The 24,807-nt window shown below is 48.7% G+C and carries 28 protein-coding genes and 1 tRNA gene; 18 read left to right on the forward strand and 11 right to left on the reverse strand.

Going from position 1 to position 24,807, the window contains the following annotated elements:
* Position 1: 1 nt before the first annotated feature.
* From thiD to MPF33_03095, 7 genes are all read left to right on the forward strand, one after another.
* Positions 2-1,228, forward strand: coding sequence for a bifunctional hydroxymethylpyrimidine kinase/phosphomethylpyrimidine kinase (gene thiD / locus MPF33_03065; GenBank protein MCI2414226.1), 1,227 nt, complete (start codon positions 2-4; stop codon positions 1,226-1,228).
* Positions 1,212-2,072, forward strand: coding sequence for a PfkB family carbohydrate kinase (locus MPF33_03070; protein ID MCI2414227.1), 861 nt, complete (start codon positions 1,212-1,214; stop codon positions 2,070-2,072). Before thiD ends, MPF33_03070 begins: the two co-directional genes overlap by 17 nt.
* An 84-nt stretch (positions 2,073-2,156) precedes the next feature.
* Positions 2,157-2,855, forward strand: a complete 699-nt coding sequence (locus MPF33_03075; GenBank protein ID MCI2414228.1) for an MBL fold metallo-hydrolase — start codon at positions 2,157-2,159, stop codon at positions 2,853-2,855.
* Positions 2,848-3,555 carry a class II glutamine amidotransferase gene (locus MPF33_03080; GenBank protein ID MCI2414229.1) on the forward strand — a complete coding sequence of 236 codons (708 nt, stop codon included), beginning with the start codon at positions 2,848-2,850 and terminating at the stop codon, positions 3,553-3,555. Before MPF33_03075 ends, MPF33_03080 begins: the two co-directional genes overlap by 8 nt.
* A gap of 56 nt (positions 3,556-3,611) precedes the next feature.
* Positions 3,612-3,881: a hypothetical protein gene (locus MPF33_03085; GenBank protein MCI2414230.1), complete on the forward strand. Its 270-nt coding sequence runs from the start codon at positions 3,612-3,614 to the stop codon at positions 3,879-3,881.
* Positions 3,882-3,901: 20 nt separating this feature from the next.
* A complete protein-coding gene (locus MPF33_03090; protein MCI2414231.1) occupies positions 3,902-4,720 on the forward strand; it encodes a transposase in 819 nt (272 codons plus the stop codon).
* A 34-nt stretch (positions 4,721-4,754) separates the two neighbouring features.
* Entirely contained in the window at positions 4,755-5,807 is a 1,053-nt protein-coding gene (locus MPF33_03095) for a Xaa-Pro peptidase family protein (GenBank protein ID MCI2414232.1), read from the forward strand.
* On the opposite strand, the gene MPF33_03100 is transcribed toward MPF33_03095, so the two are convergent.
* Positions 5,804-6,940 (reverse strand): PLP-dependent aminotransferase family protein, encoded by a 1,137-nt coding sequence (locus MPF33_03100; GenBank protein MCI2414233.1) that lies wholly within the window; start codon positions 6,938-6,940, stop codon positions 5,804-5,806. The two genes, MPF33_03095 and MPF33_03100, sit on opposite strands and share 4 nt — an antisense overlap.
* Positions 6,913-7,863 carry an ornithine cyclodeaminase family protein gene (locus tag MPF33_03105; GenBank protein MCI2414234.1) on the reverse strand — a complete coding sequence of 317 codons (951 nt, stop codon included), beginning with the start codon at positions 7,861-7,863 and terminating at the stop codon, positions 6,913-6,915. Before MPF33_03105 ends, MPF33_03100 begins: the two co-directional genes overlap by 28 nt.
* A gap of 66 nt (positions 7,864-7,929) precedes the next feature.
* On the opposite strand from MPF33_03105, the gene MPF33_03110 reads away from it, so the two are divergent.
* A complete protein-coding gene (locus tag MPF33_03110; protein ID MCI2414235.1) occupies positions 7,930-8,244 on the forward strand; it encodes a winged helix-turn-helix transcriptional regulator in 315 nt (104 codons plus the stop codon).
* On the opposite strand, the gene MPF33_03115 is transcribed toward MPF33_03110, so the two are convergent.
* From MPF33_03115 to MPF33_03130, 4 genes are read right to left on the reverse strand one after another with little or no spacing between them, the layout of a single operon-like run.
* The gene (locus MPF33_03115) at positions 8,222-8,932 is read right to left on the reverse strand and encodes a polyprenol monophosphomannose synthase (GenBank protein ID MCI2414236.1); all 711 of its coding nucleotides are present in this window, start codon (positions 8,930-8,932) and stop codon (positions 8,222-8,224) included. The genes MPF33_03110 and MPF33_03115 overlap by 23 nt on opposite strands.
* Positions 8,905-9,372, reverse strand: a complete 468-nt coding sequence (locus MPF33_03120; protein MCI2414237.1) for an RNA-binding protein — start codon at positions 9,370-9,372, stop codon at positions 8,905-8,907. The genes MPF33_03115 and MPF33_03120 overlap by 28 nt, the downstream gene beginning before the upstream one ends.
* Positions 9,372-11,504: a xanthine dehydrogenase family protein molybdopterin-binding subunit gene (locus tag MPF33_03125; GenBank protein ID MCI2414238.1), complete on the reverse strand. Its 2,133-nt coding sequence runs from the start codon at positions 11,502-11,504 to the stop codon at positions 9,372-9,374. The genes MPF33_03120 and MPF33_03125 overlap by 1 nt, the downstream gene beginning before the upstream one ends.
* A gap of 14 nt (positions 11,505-11,518) precedes the next feature.
* Positions 11,519-12,088 carry a M48 family metalloprotease gene (locus MPF33_03130; protein MCI2414239.1) on the reverse strand — a complete coding sequence of 190 codons (570 nt, stop codon included), beginning with the start codon at positions 12,086-12,088 and terminating at the stop codon, positions 11,519-11,521.
* A gap of 88 nt (positions 12,089-12,176) precedes the next feature.
* Here MPF33_03130 and MPF33_03135 point away from each other — a divergent pair, with 88 nt between their 5' ends.
* Complete coding sequence (locus MPF33_03135) at positions 12,177-13,193, forward strand: zinc-dependent dehydrogenase (GenBank protein MCI2414240.1); 1,017 nt, start codon at positions 12,177-12,179, stop codon at positions 13,191-13,193.
* Here the strand turns inward: MPF33_03135 and MPF33_03140 are convergent.
* Both MPF33_03140 and MPF33_03145 read right to left on the reverse strand, forming a co-directional pair.
* Entirely contained in the window at positions 13,122-14,033 is a 912-nt protein-coding gene (locus tag MPF33_03140; GenBank protein ID MCI2414241.1) for a cobalamin biosynthesis protein, read from the reverse strand. The genes MPF33_03135 and MPF33_03140 overlap by 72 nt on opposite strands.
* The gene (locus MPF33_03145; protein MCI2414242.1) at positions 13,994-14,746 is read right to left on the reverse strand and encodes an adenosylcobinamide-GDP ribazoletransferase; all 753 of its coding nucleotides are present in this window, start codon (positions 14,744-14,746) and stop codon (positions 13,994-13,996) included. The genes MPF33_03140 and MPF33_03145 overlap by 40 nt, the downstream gene beginning before the upstream one ends.
* A gap of 14 nt (positions 14,747-14,760) precedes the next feature.
* Here MPF33_03145 and MPF33_03150 point away from each other — a divergent pair, with 14 nt between their 5' ends.
* Positions 14,761-16,143, forward strand: coding sequence for a cobyric acid synthase (locus MPF33_03150; protein MCI2414243.1), 1,383 nt, complete (start codon positions 14,761-14,763; stop codon positions 16,141-16,143).
* 14 nt (positions 16,144-16,157) lie between these two features.
* Positions 16,158-17,270 carry a GMP synthase gene (locus MPF33_03155; GenBank protein MCI2414244.1) on the forward strand — a complete coding sequence of 371 codons (1,113 nt, stop codon included), beginning with the start codon at positions 16,158-16,160 and terminating at the stop codon, positions 17,268-17,270.
* A gap of 2 nt (positions 17,271-17,272) precedes the next feature.
* On the opposite strand, the gene htpX is transcribed toward MPF33_03155, so the two are convergent.
* Entirely contained in the window at positions 17,273-18,247 is a 975-nt protein-coding gene (htpX, locus tag MPF33_03160; protein ID MCI2414245.1) for a zinc metalloprotease HtpX, read from the reverse strand.
* Positions 18,248-18,333: 86 nt separating this feature from the next.
* On the opposite strand from htpX, the gene MPF33_03165 reads away from it, so the two are divergent.
* From MPF33_03165 to MPF33_03190, 6 genes are read left to right on the forward strand one after another with little or no spacing between them, the layout of a single operon-like run.
* A complete protein-coding gene (locus MPF33_03165) occupies positions 18,334-18,720 on the forward strand; it encodes a CBS domain-containing protein (protein ID MCI2414246.1) in 387 nt (128 codons plus the stop codon).
* 42 nt (positions 18,721-18,762) lie between these two features.
* Complete coding sequence (locus tag MPF33_03170) at positions 18,763-18,987, forward strand: hypothetical protein (protein MCI2414247.1); 225 nt, start codon at positions 18,763-18,765, stop codon at positions 18,985-18,987.
* Positions 18,988-18,989: 2 nt separating this feature from the next.
* Positions 18,990-20,507, forward strand: coding sequence for a teichoic acid transporter (locus MPF33_03175; protein ID MCI2414248.1), 1,518 nt, complete (start codon positions 18,990-18,992; stop codon positions 20,505-20,507).
* Positions 20,508-20,527: 20 nt separating this feature from the next.
* Complete coding sequence (locus MPF33_03180; protein MCI2414249.1) at positions 20,528-21,334, forward strand: aldolase; 807 nt, start codon at positions 20,528-20,530, stop codon at positions 21,332-21,334.
* A gap of 32 nt (positions 21,335-21,366) precedes the next feature.
* Positions 21,367-22,551, forward strand: a complete 1,185-nt coding sequence (locus MPF33_03185; protein ID MCI2414250.1) for a glycosyltransferase family 39 protein — start codon at positions 21,367-21,369, stop codon at positions 22,549-22,551.
* Positions 22,517-23,272 carry an NTP transferase domain-containing protein gene (locus MPF33_03190; GenBank protein MCI2414251.1) on the forward strand — a complete coding sequence of 252 codons (756 nt, stop codon included), beginning with the start codon at positions 22,517-22,519 and terminating at the stop codon, positions 23,270-23,272. The genes MPF33_03185 and MPF33_03190 overlap by 35 nt, the downstream gene beginning before the upstream one ends.
* Here the strand turns inward: MPF33_03190 and MPF33_03195 are convergent.
* Positions 23,269-23,538, reverse strand: a complete 270-nt coding sequence (locus tag MPF33_03195; protein MCI2414252.1) for a hypothetical protein — start codon at positions 23,536-23,538, stop codon at positions 23,269-23,271. The genes MPF33_03190 and MPF33_03195 overlap by 4 nt on opposite strands.
* 364 nt (positions 23,539-23,902) lie before the next feature.
* Complete coding sequence (locus MPF33_03200; GenBank protein ID MCI2414253.1) at positions 23,903-24,511, reverse strand: trimeric intracellular cation channel family protein; 609 nt, start codon at positions 24,509-24,511, stop codon at positions 23,903-23,905.
* 199 nt (positions 24,512-24,710) lie between these two features.
* Here MPF33_03200 and MPF33_03205 point away from each other — a divergent pair.
* A tRNA-Lys gene (locus MPF33_03205) sits at positions 24,711-24,803 on the forward strand.
* Positions 24,804-24,807: the final 4 nt, after the last annotated feature.

Raw genomic sequence — 24,807 nt, forward strand, 5'->3', positions numbered from 1 at the left:
TATGAGAAAGAGGCCCGTAGTGCTGACCATTGCCGGAAGCGACTCCGGAGGAGGGGCAGGCCTTCAAGCTGACCTAAAGACCTTTACTGCCCTGGGCGTCTTTGGCACGACAGTTGTAACTGGGTTGACCGCCCAGAACACCTTGGGGGTAACAAAGATCTTAGAGGTCCCCCTGGACTTCATAGAAGCTCAATTCGACGTCGTGATGAATGACCTGGAACCAAAGTTCGCCAAAACGGGAATGCTCGCCTCAAAGGGAGTAATGGGCCTAGTTGCAAGGAAAGTTAGGGAGTATAAGCTGGGCCTAGTTTACGATCCCGTAATGGTGGCAAAGTCCGGAGACCCCCTAGTGACGGAGGACGTAATACCCGCAGTAAAGGAGTTAATACATCTGGCCACGGTCGTTACCCCGAACAAGTACGAGGCCGAAAGGATTTTGGGAAAGAAGATAGAAAGCCTTGAGGACTTGAGGAACTCCGCCAGGGAGTTCTACAAGACCTTCTCAGCTAACGTCGTAGTCAAAGGTGGCTCGGCCCTTGGAGGGGTAGATTACGCAGTAATAGACGGAGAGGAAATAGAGCTCAAGGGAGATGAGATAAAGACCAAGAACACCCACGGGACTGGCGACATATTCTCCGCATCAATTACCGCCTTCCTGGCCAAGGGTTACGACTTAAAGAGGGCGATTTTAGAGGCCAAGGACTTCGTCACTAAGGCAATAAAGTTCTCCTTGTATTTGGGCAAGGGCCACGGCCCAGCAGACCCATTTGCACCCACGGAGATGGAGGTAGAAAGAGAGAGGGCTAGGGAAGAAGCGGAGAAGCTGGTGGAGTACCTAGAGGAAAACAAGGAGGTAACCAAGAAGCTCATAGACCCGGAGGAAAAGCTCAACCTAGGAGTAATGACTAGCTACGGCGAAGTAGCTACATTAGCCGGGGGAATCATAAGGTACATTGATTGGATAAAGGTGGACGGGCCCATTGTGGTGAACTACTACACTAACCTAGTCACGGAGGTGCTTAGGGACGTGGGGAAGAGAGTGGGCCTCTCCGTCTCCATGTCAGACAGGATACTCAAACTGGCTGAAAGGGGAGCGATCAGGATCTCGGAAAGCGGTATAAACGCTGACGTGATAATGAGGAAAGGGAGGGCAGTCATAGTGGCGAACTCCCTTGAAGAGGTAAAGAGGCTCATAGAGGTGATAGTAAACGATCCAAGTAGTGGGTAGTTACAACGTTGACTTCTTCATAAGGCTAAAGAGGCTTCCTCAGCCAGGGGAAACGGTGTTCTGCGATGGGATATTAATCAAGCACGGAGGCAAGGGGTCAAACCAGGCAGTGTCCGTAGCTAGGCTGGGGGGCAAGGTCTCTTTTACTGGCGCTGTAGGGAACGACGAATACGGGAAGAGGGCCTTCTCCTTCTGGAAGGAGGAAAACGTTGACGCCAGCAGGGTAAAGGTGAAGGAAGGGAGCACTGGGAACGCCTACATTTTCCTTGACGAAAAGGGGGAAAGCTCCATTGTCGTCAACAGGGGGGCTAACTACTTGCTAGACGAGGAGGACGTCACAGACCTTGAGGGGGACGTCCTGCTGACCCAGCTCGAAATCAGGGAAAGGGTGGTGACAAAGGCGTTAAAGGAGTTTCAAGGGCTGAGGATCCTGAATCCGGCCCCCGCCTACCTAGAGGACGTCTCGATCCTGAATTACGTAGATATCTTAACCCCAAACGAGATAGAGTTTAAACAGCTTACCTCATCCGACGACCTTGAGTTTGGACTAAACGAGCTCCTGAAAAGGGTTAAGAGAGCAGTTATAGTCACACTAGGGGAGAGAGGTGCCGTGATAGCCACAAGGGGGAAAAGAGTCCTTATATCCGCGCCTAAGGTAAAGGTGGTAGACGTTACTGGAGCTGGGGACGTGTTCAACGCGTCCCTTGCCTTTTTCCTGGAAAATGGTTACGACATAGAGGACGCCGTAGAGTACGCCGTCAAGATAGCTTCCTATTCCGTTACTCAGCTGGGCGCTCTTGGACCAAGGTGGGAGGAGGTGAAGGAGTTTGTCCAAGAAAAGTGAGAACAACAAGAAGAAGGAAAAGAAAAAGGAGTACAAATGCGTAGGCCTTTGCGATATACCCGACGCAGACGAGAGGGACGACGCATGAAAATAACGTTTTTAGGGACGGGATCTGGAGCGTCGTTTGGCAGTAGGAGAGTGAAGTCGTCAATCCTAGTGGAATCTAAAGGTGCTAAGGTCCTTTTTGACCTAGGCACTGGGGCCAACTTCAAGCTGGAGGACATAGGAAAGCTCGACGTAGACGCCATATTTGTAACCCACTTGCACATAGACCATGTAAACGGGGTGTTTGAGCACTTAGTACAGAGGCAGGTAAATGGTCTGCCTAAGGTAAGAGTGTTCTCCCCTCCGGGCTTTTCAAGGCTCCTAAGGGACTTTGTAGAACTGGGAAACGACGTAGAGGCTGAGGTTGTGGAGAGCCCTTTGCCCAGAGCAACTATAGGAGAGTTACAAATTTACTCGGTGAGGGCGTGCCACAAGATCTACGCGGTCTCATACGCGATAAGGGGTGAGGGTAAAAAGGTGGTGTACTCCGGAGACACTTCAGAGCCCTGTAATGAAATCCTAGATGAGGCCAAGGATGCCGATCTGGTAATACACGAGGCTTCCTGCCTTTCTGGGTGCGAGAAGTTCGGCCACACCCCAGTTCCAACCGCAATCTCCCTATTCAGTAACGAGAAACTCATACTAACTCACATACCTGCACAAAAGGAGAAAGAAATTGTAGAATTTGTGAAAGATAGAGTTAAATTAGCCAACGACGGAATGGTTATAGATGTGTAGGCTACTTGCCTTTAACACTAAAGGCAAACTCGACGAGAAAGTAGTAGAGACGTTCGCAGAGGTAGCAAGACATGACGTTCTCTCCTCTTCCCCCCACAGCGACGGATGGGGCATGTCTGTGTTCGTTTACGAGAAGTCATGGAGGAACATTAACTACAAAACGGGACTGCCAGCGTTTGAAGATCCCCTATACAAAAGGCTTCCTTCAACCATTGAGGGAGAGAGGTTAGTCGGCATCATTCACGCCCGGAAAGCGGGGAAAAAGTTCTTAACAGGGCTTTCTCACTCTCACCCCTATCACGCAAAGGCGGGGACATACGAGCTTTTCTTCGCCCATAACGGCTCCATCTCTAGGAAGTTCTTTGAAAACCCATCGTTGCCCTATACCGACAGCTACTTGTTCTTCCTGGAGATAGTCAAGAGAGTCAATCAAGGCGCAACTCCCCTGGAGGCTTACACTGAGGTCTTTGAGAGCGCTAAACCCTTTTCCTCAAGCCTCAACTCCGTTCTGATCTCCTACAGTGAGTCAGAGGGGCCAAAGGTATACGCAGGATACTACTACAATAAGGAAAAGTTAAGAGAAAGGGAAGAGTACTACAAGGTCTTCAGATACAAGGACTATGTATTTTCATCTACACTAAAATATTATATAGGTAACGATGCAGAAGAACTGATATATGGAGATATAATAAATTTATAGTGATGATTTAATCTTTAGAACACAAGCTTTATACTCTACTACTAAAATATTGGCATATGGCAAGCAGTGTGTTAGTGGGAAGACAAGTCAAGTACTTAAGTGAGTTTGGGTTTGAGGTATCGGAGAGGCCTGTTAAGGGATACAAGATAGAGTCATACTACCTACCTACTAACTCTGTAAAGGAGGTGGTAGTCACCAAGATTGAAGGAGACGTCGAGAAGGAGATAGCTAGGATATCAAGCCTAGACAACATAATGGACCTTGTTAAGGCATTTGAGGGATATCCCCAAAAACTGGTGGAGGCAATACTTCAAATTCTTAAGTGAGTTTTCAGTTATTATATTTTATGAAAGAGGAAATAATCGAGGCTAGAGTTCTAGAATATGGAAAACTCAAATCCATATACAACGACATCGTGTTTTTTAAGAAGTATTCAGAAATCCTCGGGAGATCCGGGGAGAGCGTAGGGTCTCCTCCCCCCTCCCTCAGGGGGCTCCAGTTCGTTCAGAACAGGATAGGTCCCTTGAAAGTAGTAGTCCAAGGAAGAAGCGCTAGGCTCCCAGAGGTGAACGCTGTAGTGTTGCTGCCAAGGGATGGAGTACCAAAGTTTGCACTGGCAGACTTCAGCAACGGAATAAAGGTGTACTTGAGCTACGAAAAGGAGAGCCCAATTGTGGGGATTGACATAGGTCTGAGGCATCTGTTTACCGTGGTCGCGATAACTAGGGATAAACTTTACAAGACAAGGTTCTTTGGGGACAGAGAAGTTATGGAGACCTTCACCAAGTACCTTGGAGAAGAACAGGGAGTTACACACCTCGAGGAGATCAAAGTAAAGGTCAGGAGAATTGTCAAGGAGGCAACCAGCTTCGTAAAGGAGCTGGAGCCAAAGGTAGTAGCCATAGAGGACCTCAGGGAGTACGAGGGAAAAGTGGGCAAAGGGCTCAGGGTACTTCAAGACATGCTAGAAAAGGAGTTCTACAGCAACGGAGTGAGGTTTAGGAGAATGGATCCCTATAACACTTCCAAGCTCTGCTCTCACTGTGGATACAAGAAGGGCGAGGTAATGGGATCCATATTCGTTTGTCCGTCGTGCGGATATAAGGCAGATAGGGACTTCAACGCAGCGTATAACTTAGCGTTGATGTGCTACTATGCTTGCTAAGCTATAAATTTCCTCAAAGGGATAGTATATCTTCATGAGAGTTAAGAAACTCCAGAGCGTTCTGGAAAAGGAGAACATAGACTTTGCGATTTTTGGACCGACCAGCAACATGTTCTACCTCACGGGCTTTAGGGAGGAGCAAATGGAAAGGCCTCTGTTCTTCATAGTTAGTAAAAGGGACTACTTCTTCTTCGCCCCTAAGATCTACGAGGAACAACTGCAGAAGATGGACTTTGACGTAGTGGTCTACAGCGACGGAGAAGACCCCTACACCAAACTCGACATACCTAAAGGCGCGTCTTTTGCGGTAGACGACCAGTTATGGTCACTCTTCCTAGTAAACCTAATCAACAAGTTCTCTCCATCAAACCTACTTCCAGCATCAACCGTAATCTCTCCTCTCAGGATGGTAAAGGACGAGGAGGAAATAAGGACGCTTAAGGAAGGGCTTAAGATCGCCGAAACGGCTTTCACGAGGTTCCTAGACGAGGTATCTGAAGGAGGCAGCGAGTGTAGACTCGCCAGGAAGCTCGAGGAGGAGTTTGTAAATCTAGGAGCTGAAGGGGCGTCCTTCGGGACAATCGTAACCTCCGGTAGCAACACCTCGATGCCCCACCTAAGGTGTACGGAGAAAAAGGTAAGAAGGGGAGACGTGATTGTAGTTGACTTTGGCGTCAGGTACAAGGGCTACAGCACCGATACCACTAGGGTAGTGAGCTTAGGCAACCCAGGGGAGGAAGTAAAAAAGGTCTATGAAATAGTAAGGGGAGCACAGGAGGAGGCGGAGAACTCATTGGAGGGCATGAGTGGCAGTGAGATAGACTCCCTAGCTAGGAACTACATGCGCAAATACTCAGTGGACCAGTTCTTCATACACAGGACTGGGCACGGGATAGGCATAGACGTCCACGAGGAACCTTACATATCTCAAGGCTACAACAAGAAGATCACGAGGAACATGGTGTTTACCGTGGAGCCCGGCGTATATATCCCAGGGAAGTTCGGGATAAGGCTGGAGGACATGGTAGTCATGGACGGGAAACCAAGAGTGCTAAACTCACTCAGCAAGGAGATATTCACGCTCTAGACTTTATCCACGGCCTTCCTCAGTAACCTTATGCCATCCACTATTTCCTCCTCGCTGGCGACGGAAACGCTGAGCCTCGCCATCGTGTCTCCTCCCTTCAAGAAGAAGGGCTTAGCAGGGACAAAGCTTAAGCCCATCTTCACTGCCTCTTGAAACACTTTCCAGCTGTCCTTTTCTAGGTCTACTAGTTGGAAGAAACCGCACTCGGCCTTGTTGAACTTGTGGAAGCCCTCCTCGCGCAGGACTTTGTTCATTAGCTCCAGCTTCCTCTTGTAGTGGCCTGCAAGGAGGCCCATCCTAGAGGTCACTACTTGGTTCTTCAAAAGCGTCGCCACCACGTACTGGTTTACCGTTGACGTCGAGAAGTCCAATTGCTCTAAGAGGGAGACCTTCTCGGCTATCTCCTTTTTAGCTAGCATGAAGCCTATCCTCAACCCTGGAGCGACTATCTTGCTGAAACTACTGACGTAAATTACCCTACCGTACTTGTCGTAGCTCTTAATTGGAGGAGGCACCTCTCCTGCGATTGGTCTATAGGGGTCGTCCTCGATGACGTAGAAGTCGTATTGCTCTGCTAGTTCCGCTATTTCCCTCCTCCTATCGTCGCTCATGTTCACTCCTGCTGGGTTGTGACAGTTAGGTATTACGTACAGTAGTTTTACCTTGACTAGCTTAAGTATTTGCCTCAGCTGTTCCGTCACTATCCCCTTCTCGTCTAGGCTTATGGGAATAACCGAGGACGACCTCAGCTTGAGCGAGTTAAAGGTCTCAATGAAGGTGGGATTTTCCACTGCGATGACGTCACCTTCAAGGAAGTACTTGCCCAGTAATTCTATGGCGTGTTGGGCACCAGAGGTGACCACTACTTCGTCTTCCCCCTTGCTTAGCCCAAGTTTAGGTAAGTACTTCTCGATCTCCCTGACCAGCTCCTCCTGGCCCCCTGCCCCTGGATAGGAGAACGCTGACGACCTGTACTTCTCTATGACCTCGTCGTATGCCCTCCTTATCTCTTCCAGTGGGATTAGCCTAGGGTCTGGAGAACCACTGGCCAGGTTTATCTTGGACTTCCTAGCTAACCTCGAGGCCAACTCCACGGGCGAGATCTCTATTTCCTCGCCAATTCTAGACGCCATCTTCCCTTCAGCTCCACCTCAGTACCTAGTCCCCTTCTTTTAGCATCTTCGTAAATAAACTTTAACAGTGCGACGTCCTCTAGTCCTATCCCTACTGACTTGAAAATGGTAATTCCCTCCCTGTTCACGTTCACCCTGCCCGCAATAATAGAGGAAAGGGGGAACAGCTTGTTTAGGTCGAGCATCTTCATCTTGTTCGCCAGTATCAGATCCCCTGCCTCCTCCATCGCTTGTTCAAGGTCTTCCACAACTATCATGCTAGACGCCTTAATGACGTCAGGGAACGCCTCTACCCTCTCCTCTATGTTTGAACCCATCAAGTTTAGGTGTTGAGACCTTCGCAGGAAATCCAGCTTCAGGAAGGGGTCCTTTGAAGACGTTATTGTAACTACTACATCTGAGTCCTGGCAGAGGTCCTTGTAAGACCTCTTGGGGTTGACCCCTATACCTTGGTTCTTAAGGACGGAGAGGGACTTTGTTACCCTCTCCGGGCTCCTGGAGAACACGTTTATGGTAACGGACTTGAGATTGCTGAAAGCCTCAACTTGTGCAATCCCCTGTTTTCCAAGCCCAATTATTCCCACAGAAGAGTAGTCCCGCTTTATGTAGTCCGAGGCCAACACAGCTAAGGCCCCCGTCCTTATCTGCGTTAGCCTATCGGACTCGGCTATGAGAAGTAGCTCACCAGAGTTTGAGAAGAGTAGAGAGATAAAGCTCCCCATTACGAACGTTTTAAAACCGAGGTACTCGCCTATGCCGCCAGCTTGGTAACTTAACGTGGCCCCGCTGAGGGAAGTCCTCACCCTTTTGGTGTTAACAGCGACCTTCTTGTCTAACATGAGGAAAGCGTCCCTTAACGAGTTATACGCGTCGCGATAAGTCAAAAGCTCGTTTACGTCCTCTTCTCTAAGCAAAATCGCCAACCGGGTAGCCCGTATATCCATAAGCCCTATGTCTTAAAAACGCTTTTATAGAACAACATCTTAATCATGGAACTAACGCCTAGGCAACAGGACATATTGAGGATACTTAAGGCTAAGGGGCAGGTGAACGTAAAGGACATCGCAATTGAACTTAAGATATCCCAGAAGACTGCAAAAGGGTATATTAGGGACTTAATGAGGCTTGGAATGGTTGAGAGCGACGACGCAGGCAACGTTAAGCTAAAGACCGACGCCCAAAACAAGGAGGAGGAGATTTACAAGATCGTCCAAATCCACGAGAGCGAGATAAACTCCTTGAAGAAGGAAATAGAGGAGTTAAAGGAGGAAATAATAAGGCTCAAGAAGAGAAGTAAAGCTTGAGCACGTAGTTGAACCACTTGAGTATCTCCTTGCGTTTCAGCTTACTCTGCCCCTTCTCCCTGTCCCTAAACACTATGGGGACTTCGGCCACCTTTAAGTGGTTCTTCAGTACTTGGTACACGGCACAGATCTGGAACTCGTAACCGTCAGCCGACTCACACTTCAAGGCCTTCTCAATGGCCTGCCTCGAGTATACCTTGTAATTGGACGTGTTGTCGTGTATTGGCGATTTCAAAAGTAGCCTCACCATAAAGTTGGCACCCTTGCTTATGAGCCTCCTACTTAGGGGCCAGTTCTCTATCCTCCCTCCCTTGACGTACCTTGAGCCTATAACGAGGTCGTAGCCCTCAACCGCCTTCTCTATCAACGGCTTGAGGTACGCTGGGTCGTGGCTAAAGTCAGCGTCCATTGTCACTACATAAGAGGAACCTAACTCCAATGCTTTTAAAAGACCAAAGCGGAGGGCAGAACCCAGGCCTCTCTCGTTCTTCCTCACGAAGACCTTAACGTTGGAGAGGTTTAGGGATATAACTGCCTCAGCTGTCTTGTCTTGACTATCGTCGTCTACGACGATAATGTTGCCCTGCACCCTACTGACTATCTCCTTGACTAGGCTTACTGCGTTGTCCCTCTCGTTATAGGTGGGGATTACTATTGAAATTACTTTTGCCCTCTGCAAATTTTCCATATATCGTCACCTATCCAGTGCAGATTTTGGGCAAATTTACCCCTTTTGGTAGTAACTGCCTCCTCTTTGCTAATAAGCACTTTCATAACGGCGACGGGCATGCCAGTTGTGATCCTGGCCAAGATTATATCGTTGGGTTTGCACTCGCAGTTGTAAGACACTATCCCTGGGGCAAATAGGTCAGCCCCCCTCGACAGCGCCTTCACAGCGCCCTCGTCTACTACCACAAAGGGTAGGTTAGCTTTAGCGTCCATTACCCAGCACAAGGTGGGCACAAGCTCCTCGGAGAAGAAGGACAACTTGCCGTCTATGAAGTAGTATACTTGCTTCTTCTCTCTCCCTACCTCAACGTTGTCACTCTCTATTTCCACGGAGTACTTTTGCTTGACTAGGCTCTTGAAGCTCTTTAGTTCCTTTTGGGAAAGGAAGTGCCTCTGCATTATACCAGGTCACCCAAGGACGAGGGCATTGAGGTTATCCTTTTGCCTAGGCAGTTCTCTACTGCGTTAACTATTACTGGCGTTGCCACCACGGCTCCCGCCTCGCCAATGCCCTTGCTCCTGGTCGGGTGGTTTGAAAACCCCCTTTCTACGTACTTCCATTCGATCCTCGGAGACTCGACGGCGGTTGGAAAACCGTAGTCGGATAGGTTTGAAGTTAGGAGAACCCCTTCTTCCGAGAACCTGGCGCTTTCGTAAATTGCTTGGGCAATCCCCTGCATAACTCCACCATGAATCTGGCCCTCTGCGAGCATTGGATTTATAACAGCTCCTACGTCGTCAATCCCTATGTACTTAACGACTTTGACTTTTCCAGTTTCCTTGTCCACCTTTACTAGGGCCATGTGCACACCGTAGGGGGAGGTCGGCTTGGAGACGGGGTAGACGTACGTGACGTCAAGCGGAATTCCCGCCTTGTAGGCGAACTTGATTACGTCAGCTAGACTCACCTCCTTCTTTGTCACCTTATGGACAATTTTCCCTTCGTTATACTCTAGTTCCTCAACGTCAGCATTAATCATCTTCCCGGCGCTCTCCAATATCCTCCTCTTTAACTCCTTAGAGGCCTCTAGCATTGCCGAACCGCCCACGGTGACAGTTCTACTCCCCCACGTACCTATGCCGTCCTCTATGATGTCCGTGTCGCCCCATCTTACCTCCACGTCCTCAATTGGCACTTGGAGGACGTCAGCTACTATTTGGGCAAAGGCAGTGCCATCTCCTTGCCCATGGGGCCCAGACCCCGTTATTGCTATTATTTTCCCGTCAGACTTGGCCAGCACTCTAGCCACTTCCCAAGGACCGAACCCAGTTATCTCAACGTACATGGCCAACCCGACGCAGTACTTCTCTCCAGCCTCCTTCCTTAACTCCTCGTAAACGGGCTTTGCGTCTTCTAGGATCTTGACGTAGTCGCCAGAATCGTACACTATCCCAAAGCCGTTATCGTAAGGCATCTGGTTGGGCCTAACTACGTTCCTTAGCCTTACCTCTATTGGATCCAGCTTCAACTCGTTTGAGACTATGTTCACTATCCTTTCAATAAAGTAAGTAGCCTCAGGCCTGCCGGCCCCCCTGTAGGAGGTCGTGGGGGTCTTGTTAGTGTGAACTGCAAAGGCGGTGATGGACGCGTTAGGGATGTCATATGGGCCTAAGATCATCCTGGCGGTGCTCAGCATATTCCCCGACTCATCTTCGTTGGCATCTGGGTATGGGGCACCGAGATCTCCTACTATAGTCCCTATGAGCGACACTATTTTTCCCCCCTTAGTGAAGCCCACCTTAAACTTGAACCTCTTGTCCCTTCCGTGGCCCGCGCTTATCATCTCTTCGGTCCTAGTGGGCACCCACTTTAGGGGGTAGGGAAGTTTCATGGCCAATTTTGCTAACGCGTACTCCTCTGGGTGCGTAATGATCTTACTGCCAAAGGCTCCCCCCACGTCAAGCTGGACGACCCTCACGTTCTGAAAGCCCAGGAAGTTGACTAGGTTCCTCCTAAGGTAGTGGGCGGACTGCGTAGAAGACCAGAAATTTAACCTCTGACCGTCAAAGTACGCAACTGCCCCCCTAGTCTCTAGAGGGGACGCGATGAGCCTCTGGTTTACGAGCTCTCCCTCCAGAACGAAGTCAGCTTTATCCATTGCGAGCTCTGGGACTCCCTTCACGAAGTTCTTCTCGAGATAGATATTACTACTGAGCCCAGTGTACACTTTGACCTCGTTCTTCATGGCATCGTACGGGTCTAAGACGTATGGCAGGTCTTCGTATTCCACCTCCACGCTCTCCAGGAGGTCGTAAGCCTCATACCTGTCGTTGGCTAAAACTACAGCTACCGGTTGCCCTACGTATGTGGTCTCCTTGCTCGCTATCGGGAAGTCGGAGCCCGGGTTTACGTCGTCTCCAGTGAAGACGCCCTGGGTCTTCTTAACCCTCACTTTCGCGTGGGGTCTAGTAGACCTAACAAAGGCAACGAACTTAATCCCGGAAAGCTTTATGTCGTCTACGTAACTTCCCCTCCCCGTAATTAGCCTAGGATCCTCGATCCTTTTTACGGGCTTGCCTATATATACCATATTTTCAATTGTTATTATTCAATATAAATTATTTTCTTTATACGGGCGACGGAAGAGGGATGGGTAGAGAGAAAGGAACTTGAAGTCTCACCGTAGTTCATTATCAACGTAATGAGGCTGTGCTTGTCTACTAGCCCAGAAGCGAACTTGTCAGCCTCCACTTCAAATTGCCTTGAGAGGTACCTTTGGATCACTATTCCCAGAAGGCTTACAGCCAAAGCTAGGGGAAGCGACCCTAGGAGGAGGAAGAACGAGAGTACCACTGCACTTATAATGGCCAGGCTCTTCAAGTGATGCCTCATCTTGAGGTGTCCTACTTCGTGAGCAATCGCGGCGAGGATTTCTTCTTCCTTGAGGTGAAGTAGAGAAGACGTCACAACGATGACGTTATTCACTAACGAAAAAGCGTTTACCCTTGGGTCTTCCTTTAGTTTTAACTTGAAGTTAACGCCGGACATTCTCCTTATCTCGTCAACGCCCTCCACTCTTACCTCTGGATGCCTCTTGGAGACTAAAGCAGAAACGGCAAAGTAAACAACGTAAATTAAGGAGAGGGACAGTAAGCCGAAAGTTAAATAGCTCATAAATGTTATTGCACAATATTACTATATAAAAACTACAACTTGAGAAAAAGTTTCACTTTAAATTCTCTGTTCACCTATTTTTCTCGAAATGAAAGCCATCGTCCTAGAGAACGGTAGACCGATACTTAAGGAAATGCCAATTCCGAAACTCCAGGAGGGAGACGTCTTAGTCAAGATGAAGGCTTGCGGGCTCTGCGGTACAGACATAGAAAAGATTTGCGGGCAATATACGGCTTCCCAGCCCATCCTAGGCCACGAGCCTGCTGGCGTCATCCACGAGTCCACAGTAGATTGGCTTAAACCAGGGGACAGGGTCTTCGCACACCATCATGTTCCCTGCTACGAGTGCTACTACTGCAAAAAGGGAAGCCCTACCATGTGTCCCTATTACAGGAAAACCAACTTAGACCCAGGAGGGTTTGCGGAGTACTTTAGAGTTCCGGCGTGGAACGTGAAAAGGGGAGGAGTTCTAAAGCTTCCAGACAACGTTAGCTTCGATGAGGGAGCGTTCATAGAGCCCCTTGCCACCGTAATAAGAGGGCAGAGAAGAGTACACATAGACAAGGACGACTACATGTTGGTAGTTGGAGCTGGACCCATGGGTCTACTTCACGTTATGATGGCAAAGGCGAACGGAGCCGGTAAGGTCTACACGTCTGACGTTTCCGAGTTCAGGAGGGAGTTCGCCTACAAGGTGGGCGCGGACTACTCGTTCAACCCTACCAAGGAAAAGGTGGAAGAGGAAGTAAGGAAACTCACCGACGGGCGTGGAGTTGACGTGGCAATCATAGCCTCAGGAGCCCCACAAGCCATACTGACTGCACTTTACTCCGTTAGAAAGGGAGGTAGAGTGCTCCTGTTTGGGGTTCCCTACAAGGGAACCGTGCTCAATTACGACGTAAGCGATCTACTGAACAACGAGATCTCAGTTATAAGCAGTAACGCCGCCGTAGAGGAGGACACGAGGGAGGCACTTCAGGTCATTGCGTCAAAGAGGATCGACGTGACAAAGCTAATAACAAGTAGGTATAGGCTAGAGGACTTCGAGAAGGCCGTAAGGGAAGCCAAGGAGGGAAAGACCATAAAGGCAATAATATACGACTAATAAGAGTAGCAGGTAGATGGCCAAGCTCAGCTTAAACAACTTCAGCGCTTTTTTCATTTCCATTTCCCCAGGCAGTTCACCGGTTCCTACCGTGTAGTAACCCCTCTTCTCCAACTTAACGCCTAGAGCGCACGCAGCAGCCGATATCGGGTACTTGGCGTTAACGCTCTCGATCCCGGATTCCCTTAAAATCCTCTTGAAGCCACTCGCGTTGTACCTCAGGACTAGGGCAGAGAGAAGAATGACGAGGGCGGAGACCCTGGCCGGGATGTAGTTGAGCACAGTGTCAACTTTAGCCGAAAAGAACCCCTCTCTCTTTAGCTCAGGGGTCTTGTAACCTACTATGCTGTCCATCGTGTTTGCAAGCCTCTGTAACATCGCCCCTGGAAGTCCCAGAAGTAGGAACCAAAACAAGGGTGAGGAAATCCCGTCAACAAAGCTCTCGAAAAGGGACTCTATTGCGGCGGAGGCGATGTGTCCTTTATCCTCACTAGATAAATCCCTCCTTACGATCTGTTGCACTAAATACCTTGAACCCTCGTCTAAGTTGACTGACCTCGAGACGATGTCGTATAGCATCTTTATAGAAAAAGTGGTCTTCAAAATAAACGCCAGTATCAAGAACTTTAATGGAGAAAAAGGCACTAGGGGGACGAGGCTGGCTGGGACTAGTACTGGTAACACTGAGGCAAACCAGAGGAAGACGCCGTAGACGTAACCCCTGTTCGGCTTAATCAACCTCTCCGAGATTTTTCCGGTGACCACTACCGGGTGGACCAAGGTAGGGGGCTCGCCCAAAGCTAAATCCCAAATAAGTGAAGTGAGCAAAACAAGGAGCAAAACTTCTCATTAGCCATAAGGAGAACGGGGAAAGATAAAGTTATCACAAAACCTGTAAAGTCCCCGGAGGAGCCTCTGAGCTCCCTCTTAGCTAAATAGTAGAAGAAGAAGTAGAGGGGGAGGTAAACGACCCAGAGGAAGGGCAACAGGAAAGGTATAGCCTCTGCCACCAGCCAACCAGTCCTTTTCGTTAAGTGCTTGTGGAATAGGGAGCCAAGGAAGCTGTTCTCCATTGGCTTCAGCGTAGCAAGAACTAGGAGCCCAATTGATCTGCTAGAAACTTCCGCCGAGACCAAGAGAAATAGGGAGGACAACGAGGGGGAAGGGATGAGAAGTACGGACGCCAGCATCAGTGTAAAGTACAAAATAGCTCCTCCTATACCTCCTGAGCCCACTTCTACGTCCTTAAGCGCTTTGAGCCTCCTCTCGTAGTCCCCCTTTACCATTAGCGCGTCGGAGACGTCAAGGAGACCGTCAAGGTGGTTAAAGCCCCTTATGAGCTCAACTACGGCTATGAGCAGGATTTTCGCTGTCTCTTTGAGCGCGAGCCAGAGGGCAAAGTAAGCCGAGAAGTCCACTATCCCCGCAATTACCCCGACCACCAGTGGAGCGGTAAAGCTGTATTCTGCGACAACCTCAAGTTCCTCCACCTTAACGGACGGGATTACAGTGAAGAAGGAGAGCTGGGCCAGAATGCCTTTTAATGCCCTCATACGTGTAACTCACTGTGGCAATTATAATTTCTTCCCCCATGAGCGACTCGGGCAAGTCCTTCGTAGTAACTGCTTTGACCAGAGCGCTAAATGGGGTGCCCTTCAAGGCCCAGAACATGTCTCTCAACAGCTACCCTAGCGACGAGGGAGGAGAGATTGCCTTTATACAAGCTTTCCAGGCGCTGGGGGCCGGGCTTAGGCCCAAGAACTCCATGAACCCTGTACTTCTGAAGCCCTCTGGAAACGGCATTGAGGTCATAGCGTTCGGTAGGTCGTTGGGAAACTTTAGGGTAGAGGAGTACTACAAGCTGATCCCAGACCTCTGGAGAAAGGTCAAGAACACCGTCTCAGGCGATATGGTAATTGAGTCAGCCGGAGGGCTTGCAGAACCAAACTTCATGGAGAGGGACATAAGCGGTTTCCTGATAATGAAGGAGCTTGGAGTACCAGCCATACTAGTCCTCGACATAGACAGGGGCGGGGCCTTCGCTTCCGCCTTTGGAGTATACAACATACTACCGCCGTCTGTGAGGGGAATGCTGAGGGGATTCATTATAAACAAGTTCAGAGGGGAGGAAAAGTTCTTGGAAGAAGGAGTCATGTGGCTGGAGAACAGGACTGGGATGAAGTACCTAGGTTTCGTCCCTTATTTAGAGGAAAGTCCTATAATGCCGGAGGACTCGATGAACGTCAGGGAGGTAGGCTACGGCGAAAAAAAGGTCTCGGTAATATCTTATCCTTATATGAGCAACTTCAACGAGTTCTATGCCTTTATGAAGTCCAACGCCACGGTGAAGTTCGTGACCAGGCCGTCGCAGTTGGAGGACTCCGACCTAGTGATACTACCCGGGACCAGGAACACGTACCAGTCGCTGGTGTGGCTTAAGGAGAGAGGGTTTGTAGAGACTCTGCGGAAGTACCCCTTACTGGGGGTATGTGGTGGGTTCCAGATAATGGGTAAGAAGCTGATAGACCCCTACGGACTTGAGGCGGGAGAGTCCAGGGAGTACCAGGGTCTGGGGCTACTGAGCATAAACGTCCGTTTCGAGGTAGACAAGGTAGTGTCCTTAAGCGAAGGTAAAGGGGAGGTAGAGATAAAGGGGTACGAGATAAGGAGGGGCAGGATTGAATACGTGAACGATAAGCCCCTCTACGTGATACGCAAGAGAAACGGAGAAGACGTTAACGTTGAAGATGGGGCGTTGAGGGAAGGAAAGATAGGTACGAGTATTCACGGTTCCCTTTACTCTGGGTTTAGGAAACTCCTAGAGGGCTTCGGGATAAAGATATGGGCCAAGTCCATGGAAGAGGAGATAGCGGAGATGGCAAGCAAGGCAACGGAGGCTTTCAGGAAAGGGGTAGATATAGACACAATACAAGAAATTTATAAATCCTGACTTTAAGTAACCGTGTGTTTGACCCAGAAAGCTTCGTTAGGGAGATAACGCCCCAAGTGTTAGACGCAGTCAAGGGAGAAAGGGTGGTGGCAGCGGTAAGCGGTGGAGTTGACAGTACAACAGCCGCCGTCCTCATGTACAAGATTCTCGGGGTTAAGGTAGTTCCAGTGATGATAGACACCGGGTTCCTCAGGAAGGGTGAAGCGGACAAGGTAAAGTCAATGCTAGAGAGTATCCTCCCCCTCAAAGTCGTCGACAAGTCCAAAGAATTCATAGGGGGCTTGGAAGGCCTCTCCGACGCCGAGGAAAAGAGGAAGAAGTTTAGGGAAATGTTTTACGACACGATTTCGCAAGTGGTAAAGGAGAACGGAGCTACTTTTCTGGTCCAGGGCACTATTGCTGCAGACTGGGTGGAAACCCGAGGTGGAATAAAGACCCAGCACAACGTCTTAGTCCAGCTAGGCATAGACACGCAGAGGAAGTGGGGGTTCAAGCTCATAGAACCGCTGGCTGACCTATATAAGGACGAGGTAAGGGCGTTGGCGAGGTATTTGGGCCTACCAAAGGAGATTTCTGAGAGGCAGCCATTCCCGGGGCCCGGCCTACTTGTGAGGGTAGTTGGAAAGCTAACCCGAGAGAAACTGGAGATAGAGAGGGAAGCAAACAACGAAGTAGAGGAGGAACTGAAGCCCTATGGCTATTCCCAATACTTCTCAGCAATATTTGAAAGCGACGGCAAACTAGACGACGAGATCTCCAGGGAAGTGGGAAGGAAGGTCTTCGTTTACAACGCCAGGGCTACAGGGGTAAAGGGAGACGTAAGGAGTTACGGCAGGATAGCGTCAATATACGGCAACATGGATTACGAGGAGATAAGGAAGGCGACTTCACTGATTACTAAATACGACGTTACCCACGTGATGTGGAAAATCGCGGAAAAGGGAAGCGGGCACTACACTGTGGCGATAAGGGCGGTAGTTACTGAGGACTTCATGACGGCGGACTTCGCCAAGGTGGACAGATCTACTCTAGAAAAAATAGCTAATAAGATTTTAAAAATTGATCAAGTTAAGGAAGTTGTGTACGACGTTACCAGCAAACCTCCAGCTACAATTGAGCTAGAGTGACCTCACCCGAATTTTAATTTCTCCAATAGTTGTATTCTCTTGGGAGTCGCTGGGTGGTCGCTGAAGAAGTCTGCATACCACGGTACCTTCTGGGCCTTCCAGTAGCTGATTAGCTCTTCCACGTCCATATTAGAGACCTCCTCATTGGGCTGAGTTGGAGCAAAGAACAGCATGTTCATTAAACCGTTTCCTACCTCCCTGTTCCTGTACCTCTCAAGGACCTCGGGGTTGGTTGCCAACGTTATCTTAGCCAGAGCCCTCTGCAGGTTATGAGCCCCTCCCGGGATCGTTTGGGCCGAGTTTACGTCGGCATAAGCTTCCCTAAGCCTGTTCACGTAGAGCACTAGGAACTGAAACAGGTAGCTCATTGCCAACAACGCTACCCCAATGAGCCACATTCCGCCGGAGTTGTTGTTCCTCCCTCCGCCCCCCAGCATACCGCTCCACATAAGGGAGTAGCCAATATAGAATATCAGAGCTGGTATTAGGCCTATTGCCATCAGCAACTGCACGTCCCTGTGCTTCAAGTGGCCCAACTCGTGCCCTAAAACTGCCTTTATCTCGTCCTTGTTGAGTATCCTTAGCAGTGGAAGGGTTATGGCAACCCTCTTTCCGGCTATTGGACTCCCGTAAGCGAAGGCGTTGGGGAAAGGCACATCGGCTATGTAAACCTTTGGTGCTTCTATCCCGTTATACATGGCGACTTCGTTGACTAGTGGAACTAACCAACCATACCTTGGGTCACTTGGAGTAACTTCAACCGCTCTATACATGGCGTTTATGAGATAGGGCCCAAACAACCACTGTAAAACGTTTAGAGCCACGAGGAACGACAGGATCCCTACAATTACTGCAGGCGCAAAGGTGACTCCAAAAAAGTAAGACACCACTGCAAAGGCAAGAGCAAAACCTAGCAAGAACACTCCAACGCTCGCTAAAATCATGTTTGCTTTTAGCTTTAATACTTCAAGGTTCATACGCTATCCCAATTATAATGTAAATATCGTTGGTTTAAAAAGGTTATTCGAAACCTTTATTTTTAGGAGGAATTTAATCTCTTCACATGGAAGAAAGCGTTAAGGAGTACATGAAAACTAACGTTATGACAGTAGAGAAGAACAAGACACTAAAAGAGGTCGCAGAAGTAATGGCAAAGAACAAGATAGGATCCGTTATAGTAGTGGAAAACGGCAAGCCCCTAGGGATAATAACTGAGACAGATGTAGTCAGGGCGATAGGAAATGGGAAAAGCTTGAGCAGTAAGGCTGAAGAGGTAATGACTGCCCACCTAATTACAATAAAAGCAGACTCCCCAGTGACTGGAGCATTAAGCCTTATGAGGACGTATAACATTAGGCACCTTCCAGTGGTGGACGATAACGGGAACTTGGTGGGCATAATATCAATAAGGGACATAGCTAGAGCCCTAGACGATATCTACGAGGGCTAATCCGAATAAGTTTTTTACCTTAGCCTACTTTCATGCTTTCGAATGGTAAAAATTACTATTCCTAAAGAGTGGTACGAGATACTGAAAAAAGTTGCAGACAACAAGAAGGTAAGTTTTAACAACTTATTGGTGAATATCTTACAATCGGACGAGTGTCTGGGGCTACCCAGAGTTAGACAAACGTCTATGAAGTCCATTTCGTTAAACGTAGATGTGAATGAGGAAGACACGGTGGATAGAATAAGGAAATACCTCTTCTGTGAGTGACCATGAAAGCCCAGCAAGGGAGATCTGCCGGGATTGTGAGAATAGGGTTGTTCAACCTCTTACTGAGACTCTTGATATCGCCCCTGGCCTTTGTCTTCTCGCTGTTGATAGCGAAGTACTTGTCTTCAGTCTCTATCGAGACCTTTGGTGCTTGGCAGTCCATATACGTGCTGATTACGGGGTACTTTTTGGTTCCAGCCGACGTGCTGTCGACCATCGCGAGTAGGTACGCGGCAGAGGGGAAAAAGATAGGCGGGATAATAGTAATTAACGCTCTGGCGGGAGCTATTGTCCTTTCCGTTTACTTCATGATTGTCCCCTTCATCTCCGGCTTCGGAGGTTCTGAGTACGAGGTCTACTTTTACGACGCTGGGATTCTCTTGTTCCTATACTACGTCCTTGACATAGCCAAAGCAGTTTCCTTAGGTAGGTCACCAAGAGTGAGTGCAATTGGTAACGCGGCTTTCCAGTTGGTCAGACTTATCGCTGCGGTAGTTTTCATCTATGAGTTCAATCTTTCAATCCTTGCTGTAATATTAGCTTATTCGCTGGGCTACTTATCCCAAATCCTTACGTACGTAAAGTTCACGAAGGCGGATTTTAGCGTAGATCTCAAGGTCGCGATAGCGTCCATTAGAAAGTCTGTGGTATTCATAACGTCATATATCCAGGGCGTTATAGAGGCGAGTATGGTATGGATATCTGTCTACTTGTTGCGGTCCTATGATCCAGTGTCCTATTTCGAGTCGGCGCTGATAATCAGCAACATAGTAATCTGGTCTTCCTCGGCCTCAGATGGGCTTTTCTTGAAGTTGGCAGAGAGCAAAGACCCTAAAGTCCTCGAGACGGCGTTAAAGCTGTTTTTTGCCGCAGGCTCCCTATTTCTCCTTTTAGCAATGGTAGACGGGCTTCCCCTACTATATATCCTGAGGTCTGACTACATTTCGGCTTTTACCTCACTAATCATCCTATCTGTCTCCAATTTCGTGAGGTCAATCTACGGCATATTTTACAGGGCAATATACATGGCCGACGTCACCTTAAACGTGGAAAACACCGAGGAGCTAAGGGGGCCTACTGCTAGGCTAATCAGAAGCAACGTACTAATCTCGGCTATTGGTGTAGCCCTATCTAGTGGGATTATATACTTCCTTAGTAAAAGCAGTCTTAGTCCTGGCTATGGATACCCCATAGTGGCGACAGTAATTTCTGTGGGCTTGCTTGTGAACTCCCTAGGGATGGTAATTACTTCGTTTTTGACGGCTAAAAAGCTCTACAACTTTGACTTCCCCGTTAAGGAGACCGTAATACCCCTTCTAGCTACGGCAGTAGTCTCCTCGCTCTTCCTAATGTGGTTCTCGATTCACGGAGTGCCGAAACTTAGGACATTAGAGGAGATTAAGGATACGCTCCTAATTTCTCTGGCCGCAGGCTCCATTTACTTAGCGATTAATTGGACCTTGAACCCGTATGTCAAAGAGCTGGCAAAACGCGCAATCATGAGAATCAAAAATTTATAGAAAGCCTTAAAATGTAACACATGTCGGGTTTAGATATAAGGGTAAAGAGGCTTTTCGAGAGGGGAAACGCGTTTGTAGTGGCTTTAGACCACGGGCTTGTCATGGGTCCGTTAAAGGGTATAGAGAGGCCTATGGAGATCGTGAGGAAGCTCTCCAACATCCCAGACGCACTCCAGATGACGCCGGCTATGTTAAGAGTTGTGGAGGAGAACTTCTACTCCAGGTCGTCCCCAATTCTAATCGCCAGGCTCGACACGGCAAACGTGTGGAGAAAGGAGAAAAAGTACGACACGGGGTACTATTCTGCAGTGTACTCAGTTAGGGACGCGGTTGAGGCAGGGGCAGATGCCGTAGTTACTTACCTTGTAGTAGGTTATGGCACGGACCAAGTGGAAGGATACAACGTGGAACAGCTTTCGTTGATGAGGAGGGAGGCTAACGACTACGGCATCCCGTTCATAATTGAACCGCTCTTCGTGTCCCCAGAGAACCCTGATTCAGTAAAGGACACGAACCTAGTGAAGTACGTAACTAGGCTTGCCTCAGAAATAGGGGCCGACATACTGAAGGTAGACTACACGGGCAAAGACTTCAGGGAAGTTGTGGACGTGGCGTTCGCGCCCATTCTAATAAGAGGTGGGCCAAAGACCAACTCCAACGCTGAGTTCCTAGCCATGCTCAACGACGCCATAGTCAGCGGTGCAAAAGGCGTCACTGTGGGCAGGAACCTTTGGCAATCTCAAGACCCAGCTAAAATGGCAAGGGCAATCTCCATGATAGTTCACGAGAGGAAGAGCGTCGAGGAAGCTCTGAAGGTTATGGGATAAGATATTTTTATTTGATGGCAAAAGTTCTGGTTATGAAGAATATTGCCTACAACTACGTATTTTACGCTATACTTGTGGCGATCCTCTTAATCTACACCTATGCAACGGTAACGACTTTCGATCCAGCCTTTAACCAAAACGCCGACCACTACATAGGAGATGAGGTATGGTATCCAACTGCAGCCTATAACATCCTTAAGCTGATTTTCCACGTCACCCCACCCATGTATTTCCCTTACCCTAATGAGGCTAACATACAGACTTACATAAACCCGGAACACCCGCCCTTGGGCAAGTACTTTATGGCCGTCTTCATCTTGGTAATGGGCTATTCTCCCCTATCTTGGAGGATCCCTAGCTGGATGATGGGGGACTTGATAATCGTCACTGCTTTCCTCTTGACGAGGAGAATTATGGGTAAAGGGATTGTTGGAAATGTTGCCGCCGTCGTATCCTCTGCGATCATTGCCCTAGACCCTATGCTTTGGCTAATGCACGGCATAGCCCTCCTAGACATTTACGTTTCCTTTTTCGGATTCCTCTCCCTTTACCTTTTGCTGACAAAAAGGATATTTTGGGCTTCCGTCGCACTGGGCCTTGCCTTTGCCTCTAAGGAGCCTGCGTTTTTCCTTGTTTTGCCTTTCCTCTTTTATTTGGGAGAACTGACAAAAAGCGTGAAGGTGCGTGCGCTCTACTCCATAGGGATCCCGATCTTCGTCTACGCCTTAGCCTCCACGCCCATAATACTCTACTTTGGCGGAGTAGACGGATGGATCCACAACAGCGTGCTCTTCATGTTGGGCTGGGACGCGAAAAACGGCCACATATCGCTGACCGCCACTTCTCAGATCTCCACTCCCTGGGACTGGTTCCTCAACGTTCATCCGTTCTACATGGGTTACAACTTCTACGCAAACGTCAACCCGGCAATAATGTTACTGTGGCTTGCCACAACCCCAATTGCGTTCCTCTTTAGGGACGCCAGACTAATAACGATGACTATGTGGGCTTGGACAGAGTGGCTCGGCTTTCTCACGGTTTATGCATTGGGGAACCACACCCTCTTCAGCTTCTACGTAACAGACTTCGCCCCAGTAGTTGACACATACGTGGTAGTCTCCCTGTTCTTCTTAGTTGAAAACTTGAAATCCTTAAATAGGATGTTTGTAAAAGTGGGAAGAAATGATACGAAAGGCGGTGATAACGGCAGCGGGTAAGGGCAGTAGAATGAAGTACATAACCTCTGTCCTCCCCAAGGCGCTATTGCCTTTGATAAGGAGAGAAGACAGTAAGCTAGTAATGAGACCCATAATAGACCTCATCATGGAATCCCTGGAGGCTGAGGGAGTAGAGAAGTTCTGCATTGTGGTGGGCAAGCACGGTAAGTTACTCCTAGACTACTTATTTGGGAGGAACGTCACCTTCGTCTTCCAAGAAGAGCCTAGGGGGTTTGGGGACGCTGTAAGCAGGGCGAAGGACTTCGCTTCTGAAGAGCCGTTTTTTGTCCACGCAGACGACGGAGTGCTCACTGGAGGATACAGGGAGGCGAGAAGCCTCTTCGAGGAAATAAGGCCAGAGGCTGTACTCCTCTTGAGGGAGGTCGGAAACCCCAAGAGATACGGTATTGTGGAGGTTCAGGAAAGGGGGGAGTACATGGGACACAAGCTATTCAAAGTCTTGAGGGCAGAGGAGAAGCCAGAAAGACCTAGGTCTAACATAGCTATATCCGCTGTTTACATCTTCTCGCCGAGGATCTTCGACGCCCTAAAAAAGGTAAAGGTAGAGGAGGGAAAAGAGTTGGAGTTGACATACGGCATACAAGAGCTGATAAACGCTGGAGGAGAAGTTTACGGAGTACTCCTAAAAGAGGAAAAATGGCTAAACGTAGGAGACCCTGAGAGCTACTTCAACGCTCTCAGTTACACCATTAACCATTAGAGCCTAAGGGAGTGTATGTCCAATAGGGCTTCACGCAATTGCCTCTTGATCTCCTGAACGTCCATCCTGGCCATCCTGATCCCGTAGTTTGTCCTCCTCTCCATGAGTTTTCCAATACTGTAGATGGCAAAACCGCTAACGGTGGTCACGTGAAAAGGGTCATCTAGGCCCATCGCTATGAACTTCCCCACCCCTTGAACAGTAGAGCCCTTCTTCTCGTAGTCCCCTAACAAGTCTTTAGCTAAGTTCCTTAATCTCGCGTCCATAAAGTCTTTCTTCCTGGATTGAAAATAAAAGGCGTATTGCTCTAACTGCCTTAGTTTTCCCCTTCTAAGCTAACTTGAATAACTCTTAGGACTTCTTCTTCCTAGCCCTCTTCAGCACAAACCTCCTACTAAGAAGGAAGGAGTACCTAAAGAAGAAGTTCCTCCTGCTGTACAGATGGTAAAGCCGATCTCTATAACCCATGATGAACTTTATGGGGTAATATTATAAAAATCTTTTAAAAGCTCGTGAAAACTTGAGAAAACAGGAGCTTTCTAAGTCCATAGCGTGTTCGGTACTTAAGACCTAGTAGGCCGTCACTAGTTACCCGTTTCTAAGTCACACATACTGTTTAAGGCTAGTTCTTTACGCGACCTTGGGCAACCTCCAGCTCCTCCTTATTGCCACTAGCCTAAGTACTAGGACAAACAAGAACGTGGAAGACAGCGATACTGGCTCGTACCCTAAGGACGAGAGGGCGTAGAATAGAAAACCGCCAATAATGGTAGGCGTTGCGTAGAAGTCCCTTTTTAGAACTAGGGGAATCTCCGACACCAACACGTCCCTTATTACGCCTCCTCCAGTTGCAGTAATGGAAGCTAGTATGGCCACGCCCAAGAAGTTTAGCCCGTGGGAGAAAGCCAGCTGTGCCCCTGACGCCGTGAACGCGCCAAGGCCTATTGCGTCAAAGTAAAGCAGTGGCCTAGTTATCTTATCGAACTGTTTCCTGACTACTATTGCAATAAAAGTAGATGCTATTGCTGTCAGGGGATAAGGCAAGTAAACCAAGTTAACTGGTGGGTAGATGCCCAACAGGACGTCTACAAGTATTCCACCTGCCAAAGACGTCACAAAGCCTAGAACTAGAGCCCCCAATAGGTCCAGTTCCTTTTCCATGGCCTTTATCACCCCGGAAAAGGCGAAGGCTACTATCCCGATGTAGTTCATCGCTTGGAACACTATTTCCCCTATCAAGACCGTGTCATCAAAATGGATTAATTAGGGCGTCTAAATAAAAGCAACTACGTGACTCAAGCGATTTAGCTAGGACTACCGTGACAAAAGGTCTCACGTTGGAGGTTTGAGAGCACTTCGCTCTCCCTAACGCTTTAGACGTTTTGATCCTCGACCTAAAACTTAAATTTTAAAATAGCGCACTCCTCTATCAATTTGTGGGCCCGTAGCTCAGCTAGGTAGAGCGGCGGGCTTTTAACCTCACACGGAAGAAACCCGTAGGTCCCGGGTTCGAATCCCGGCGGGCCCGCCATATC

Source organism: Candidatus Aramenus sp. CH1 (assembly GCA_022678445.1).
Classification (GTDB): Archaea; Thermoproteota; Thermoprotei_A; order Sulfolobales; family Sulfolobaceae; genus Aramenus.

What these genes read in the sequence shown, in the direction of transcription:
- thiD (MCI2414226.1), top strand. Translation starts at nt 2, where the DNA reads ATGAGAAAGAGGCCCGTAGTGCTGACCATTGCCGGAAGCGACTCCGGA.
- MPF33_03075 (MCI2414228.1), top strand. Translation starts at nt 2,157, where the DNA reads ATGAAAATAACGTTTTTAGGGACGGGATCTGGAGCGTCGTTTGGCAGT.
- MPF33_03080 (MCI2414229.1), top strand. Translation starts at nt 2,848, where the DNA reads ATGTGTAGGCTACTTGCCTTTAACACTAAAGGCAAACTCGACGAGAAA.
- MPF33_03085 (MCI2414230.1), top strand. Translation starts at nt 3,612, where the DNA reads ATGGCAAGCAGTGTGTTAGTGGGAAGACAAGTCAAGTACTTAAGTGAG.
- MPF33_03090 (MCI2414231.1), top strand. Translation starts at nt 3,902, where the DNA reads ATGAAAGAGGAAATAATCGAGGCTAGAGTTCTAGAATATGGAAAACTC.
- MPF33_03095 (MCI2414232.1), top strand. Translation starts at nt 4,755, where the DNA reads ATGAGAGTTAAGAAACTCCAGAGCGTTCTGGAAAAGGAGAACATAGAC.
- MPF33_03100 (MCI2414233.1), bottom strand. Translation starts at nt 6,940, where the DNA reads ATGGCGTCTAGAATTGGCGAGGAAATAGAGATCTCGCCCGTGGAGTTG.
- MPF33_03110 (MCI2414235.1), top strand. Translation starts at nt 7,930, where the DNA reads ATGGAACTAACGCCTAGGCAACAGGACATATTGAGGATACTTAAGGCT.
- MPF33_03115 (MCI2414236.1), bottom strand. Translation starts at nt 8,932, where the DNA reads ATGGAAAATTTGCAGAGGGCAAAAGTAATTTCAATAGTAATCCCCACC.
- MPF33_03120 (MCI2414237.1), bottom strand. Translation starts at nt 9,372, where the DNA reads ATGCAGAGGCACTTCCTTTCCCAAAAGGAACTAAAGAGCTTCAAGAGC.
- MPF33_03125 (MCI2414238.1), bottom strand. Translation starts at nt 11,504, where the DNA reads ATGGTATATATAGGCAAGCCCGTAAAAAGGATCGAGGATCCTAGGCTA.
- MPF33_03130 (MCI2414239.1), bottom strand. Translation starts at nt 12,088, where the DNA reads ATGAGCTATTTAACTTTCGGCTTACTGTCCCTCTCCTTAATTTACGTT.
- MPF33_03135 (MCI2414240.1), top strand. Translation starts at nt 12,177, where the DNA reads ATGAAAGCCATCGTCCTAGAGAACGGTAGACCGATACTTAAGGAAATG.
- MPF33_03145 (MCI2414242.1), bottom strand. Translation starts at nt 14,746, where the DNA reads ATGAGGGCATTAAAAGGCATTCTGGCCCAGCTCTCCTTCTTCACTGTA.
- htpX (MCI2414245.1), bottom strand. Translation starts at nt 18,247, where the DNA reads ATGAACCTTGAAGTATTAAAGCTAAAAGCAAACATGATTTTAGCGAGC.
- MPF33_03165 (MCI2414246.1), top strand. Translation starts at nt 18,334, where the DNA reads ATGGAAGAAAGCGTTAAGGAGTACATGAAAACTAACGTTATGACAGTA.
- MPF33_03170 (MCI2414247.1), top strand. Translation starts at nt 18,763, where the DNA reads ATGGTAAAAATTACTATTCCTAAAGAGTGGTACGAGATACTGAAAAAA.
- MPF33_03175 (MCI2414248.1), top strand. Translation starts at nt 18,990, where the DNA reads ATGAAAGCCCAGCAAGGGAGATCTGCCGGGATTGTGAGAATAGGGTTG.
- MPF33_03180 (MCI2414249.1), top strand. Translation starts at nt 20,528, where the DNA reads ATGTCGGGTTTAGATATAAGGGTAAAGAGGCTTTTCGAGAGGGGAAAC.
- MPF33_03185 (MCI2414250.1), top strand. Translation starts at nt 21,367, where the DNA reads ATGAAGAATATTGCCTACAACTACGTATTTTACGCTATACTTGTGGCG.
- MPF33_03190 (MCI2414251.1), top strand. Translation starts at nt 22,517, where the DNA reads ATGATACGAAAGGCGGTGATAACGGCAGCGGGTAAGGGCAGTAGAATG.
- MPF33_03195 (MCI2414252.1), bottom strand. Translation starts at nt 23,538, where the DNA reads ATGGACGCGAGATTAAGGAACTTAGCTAAAGACTTGTTAGGGGACTAC.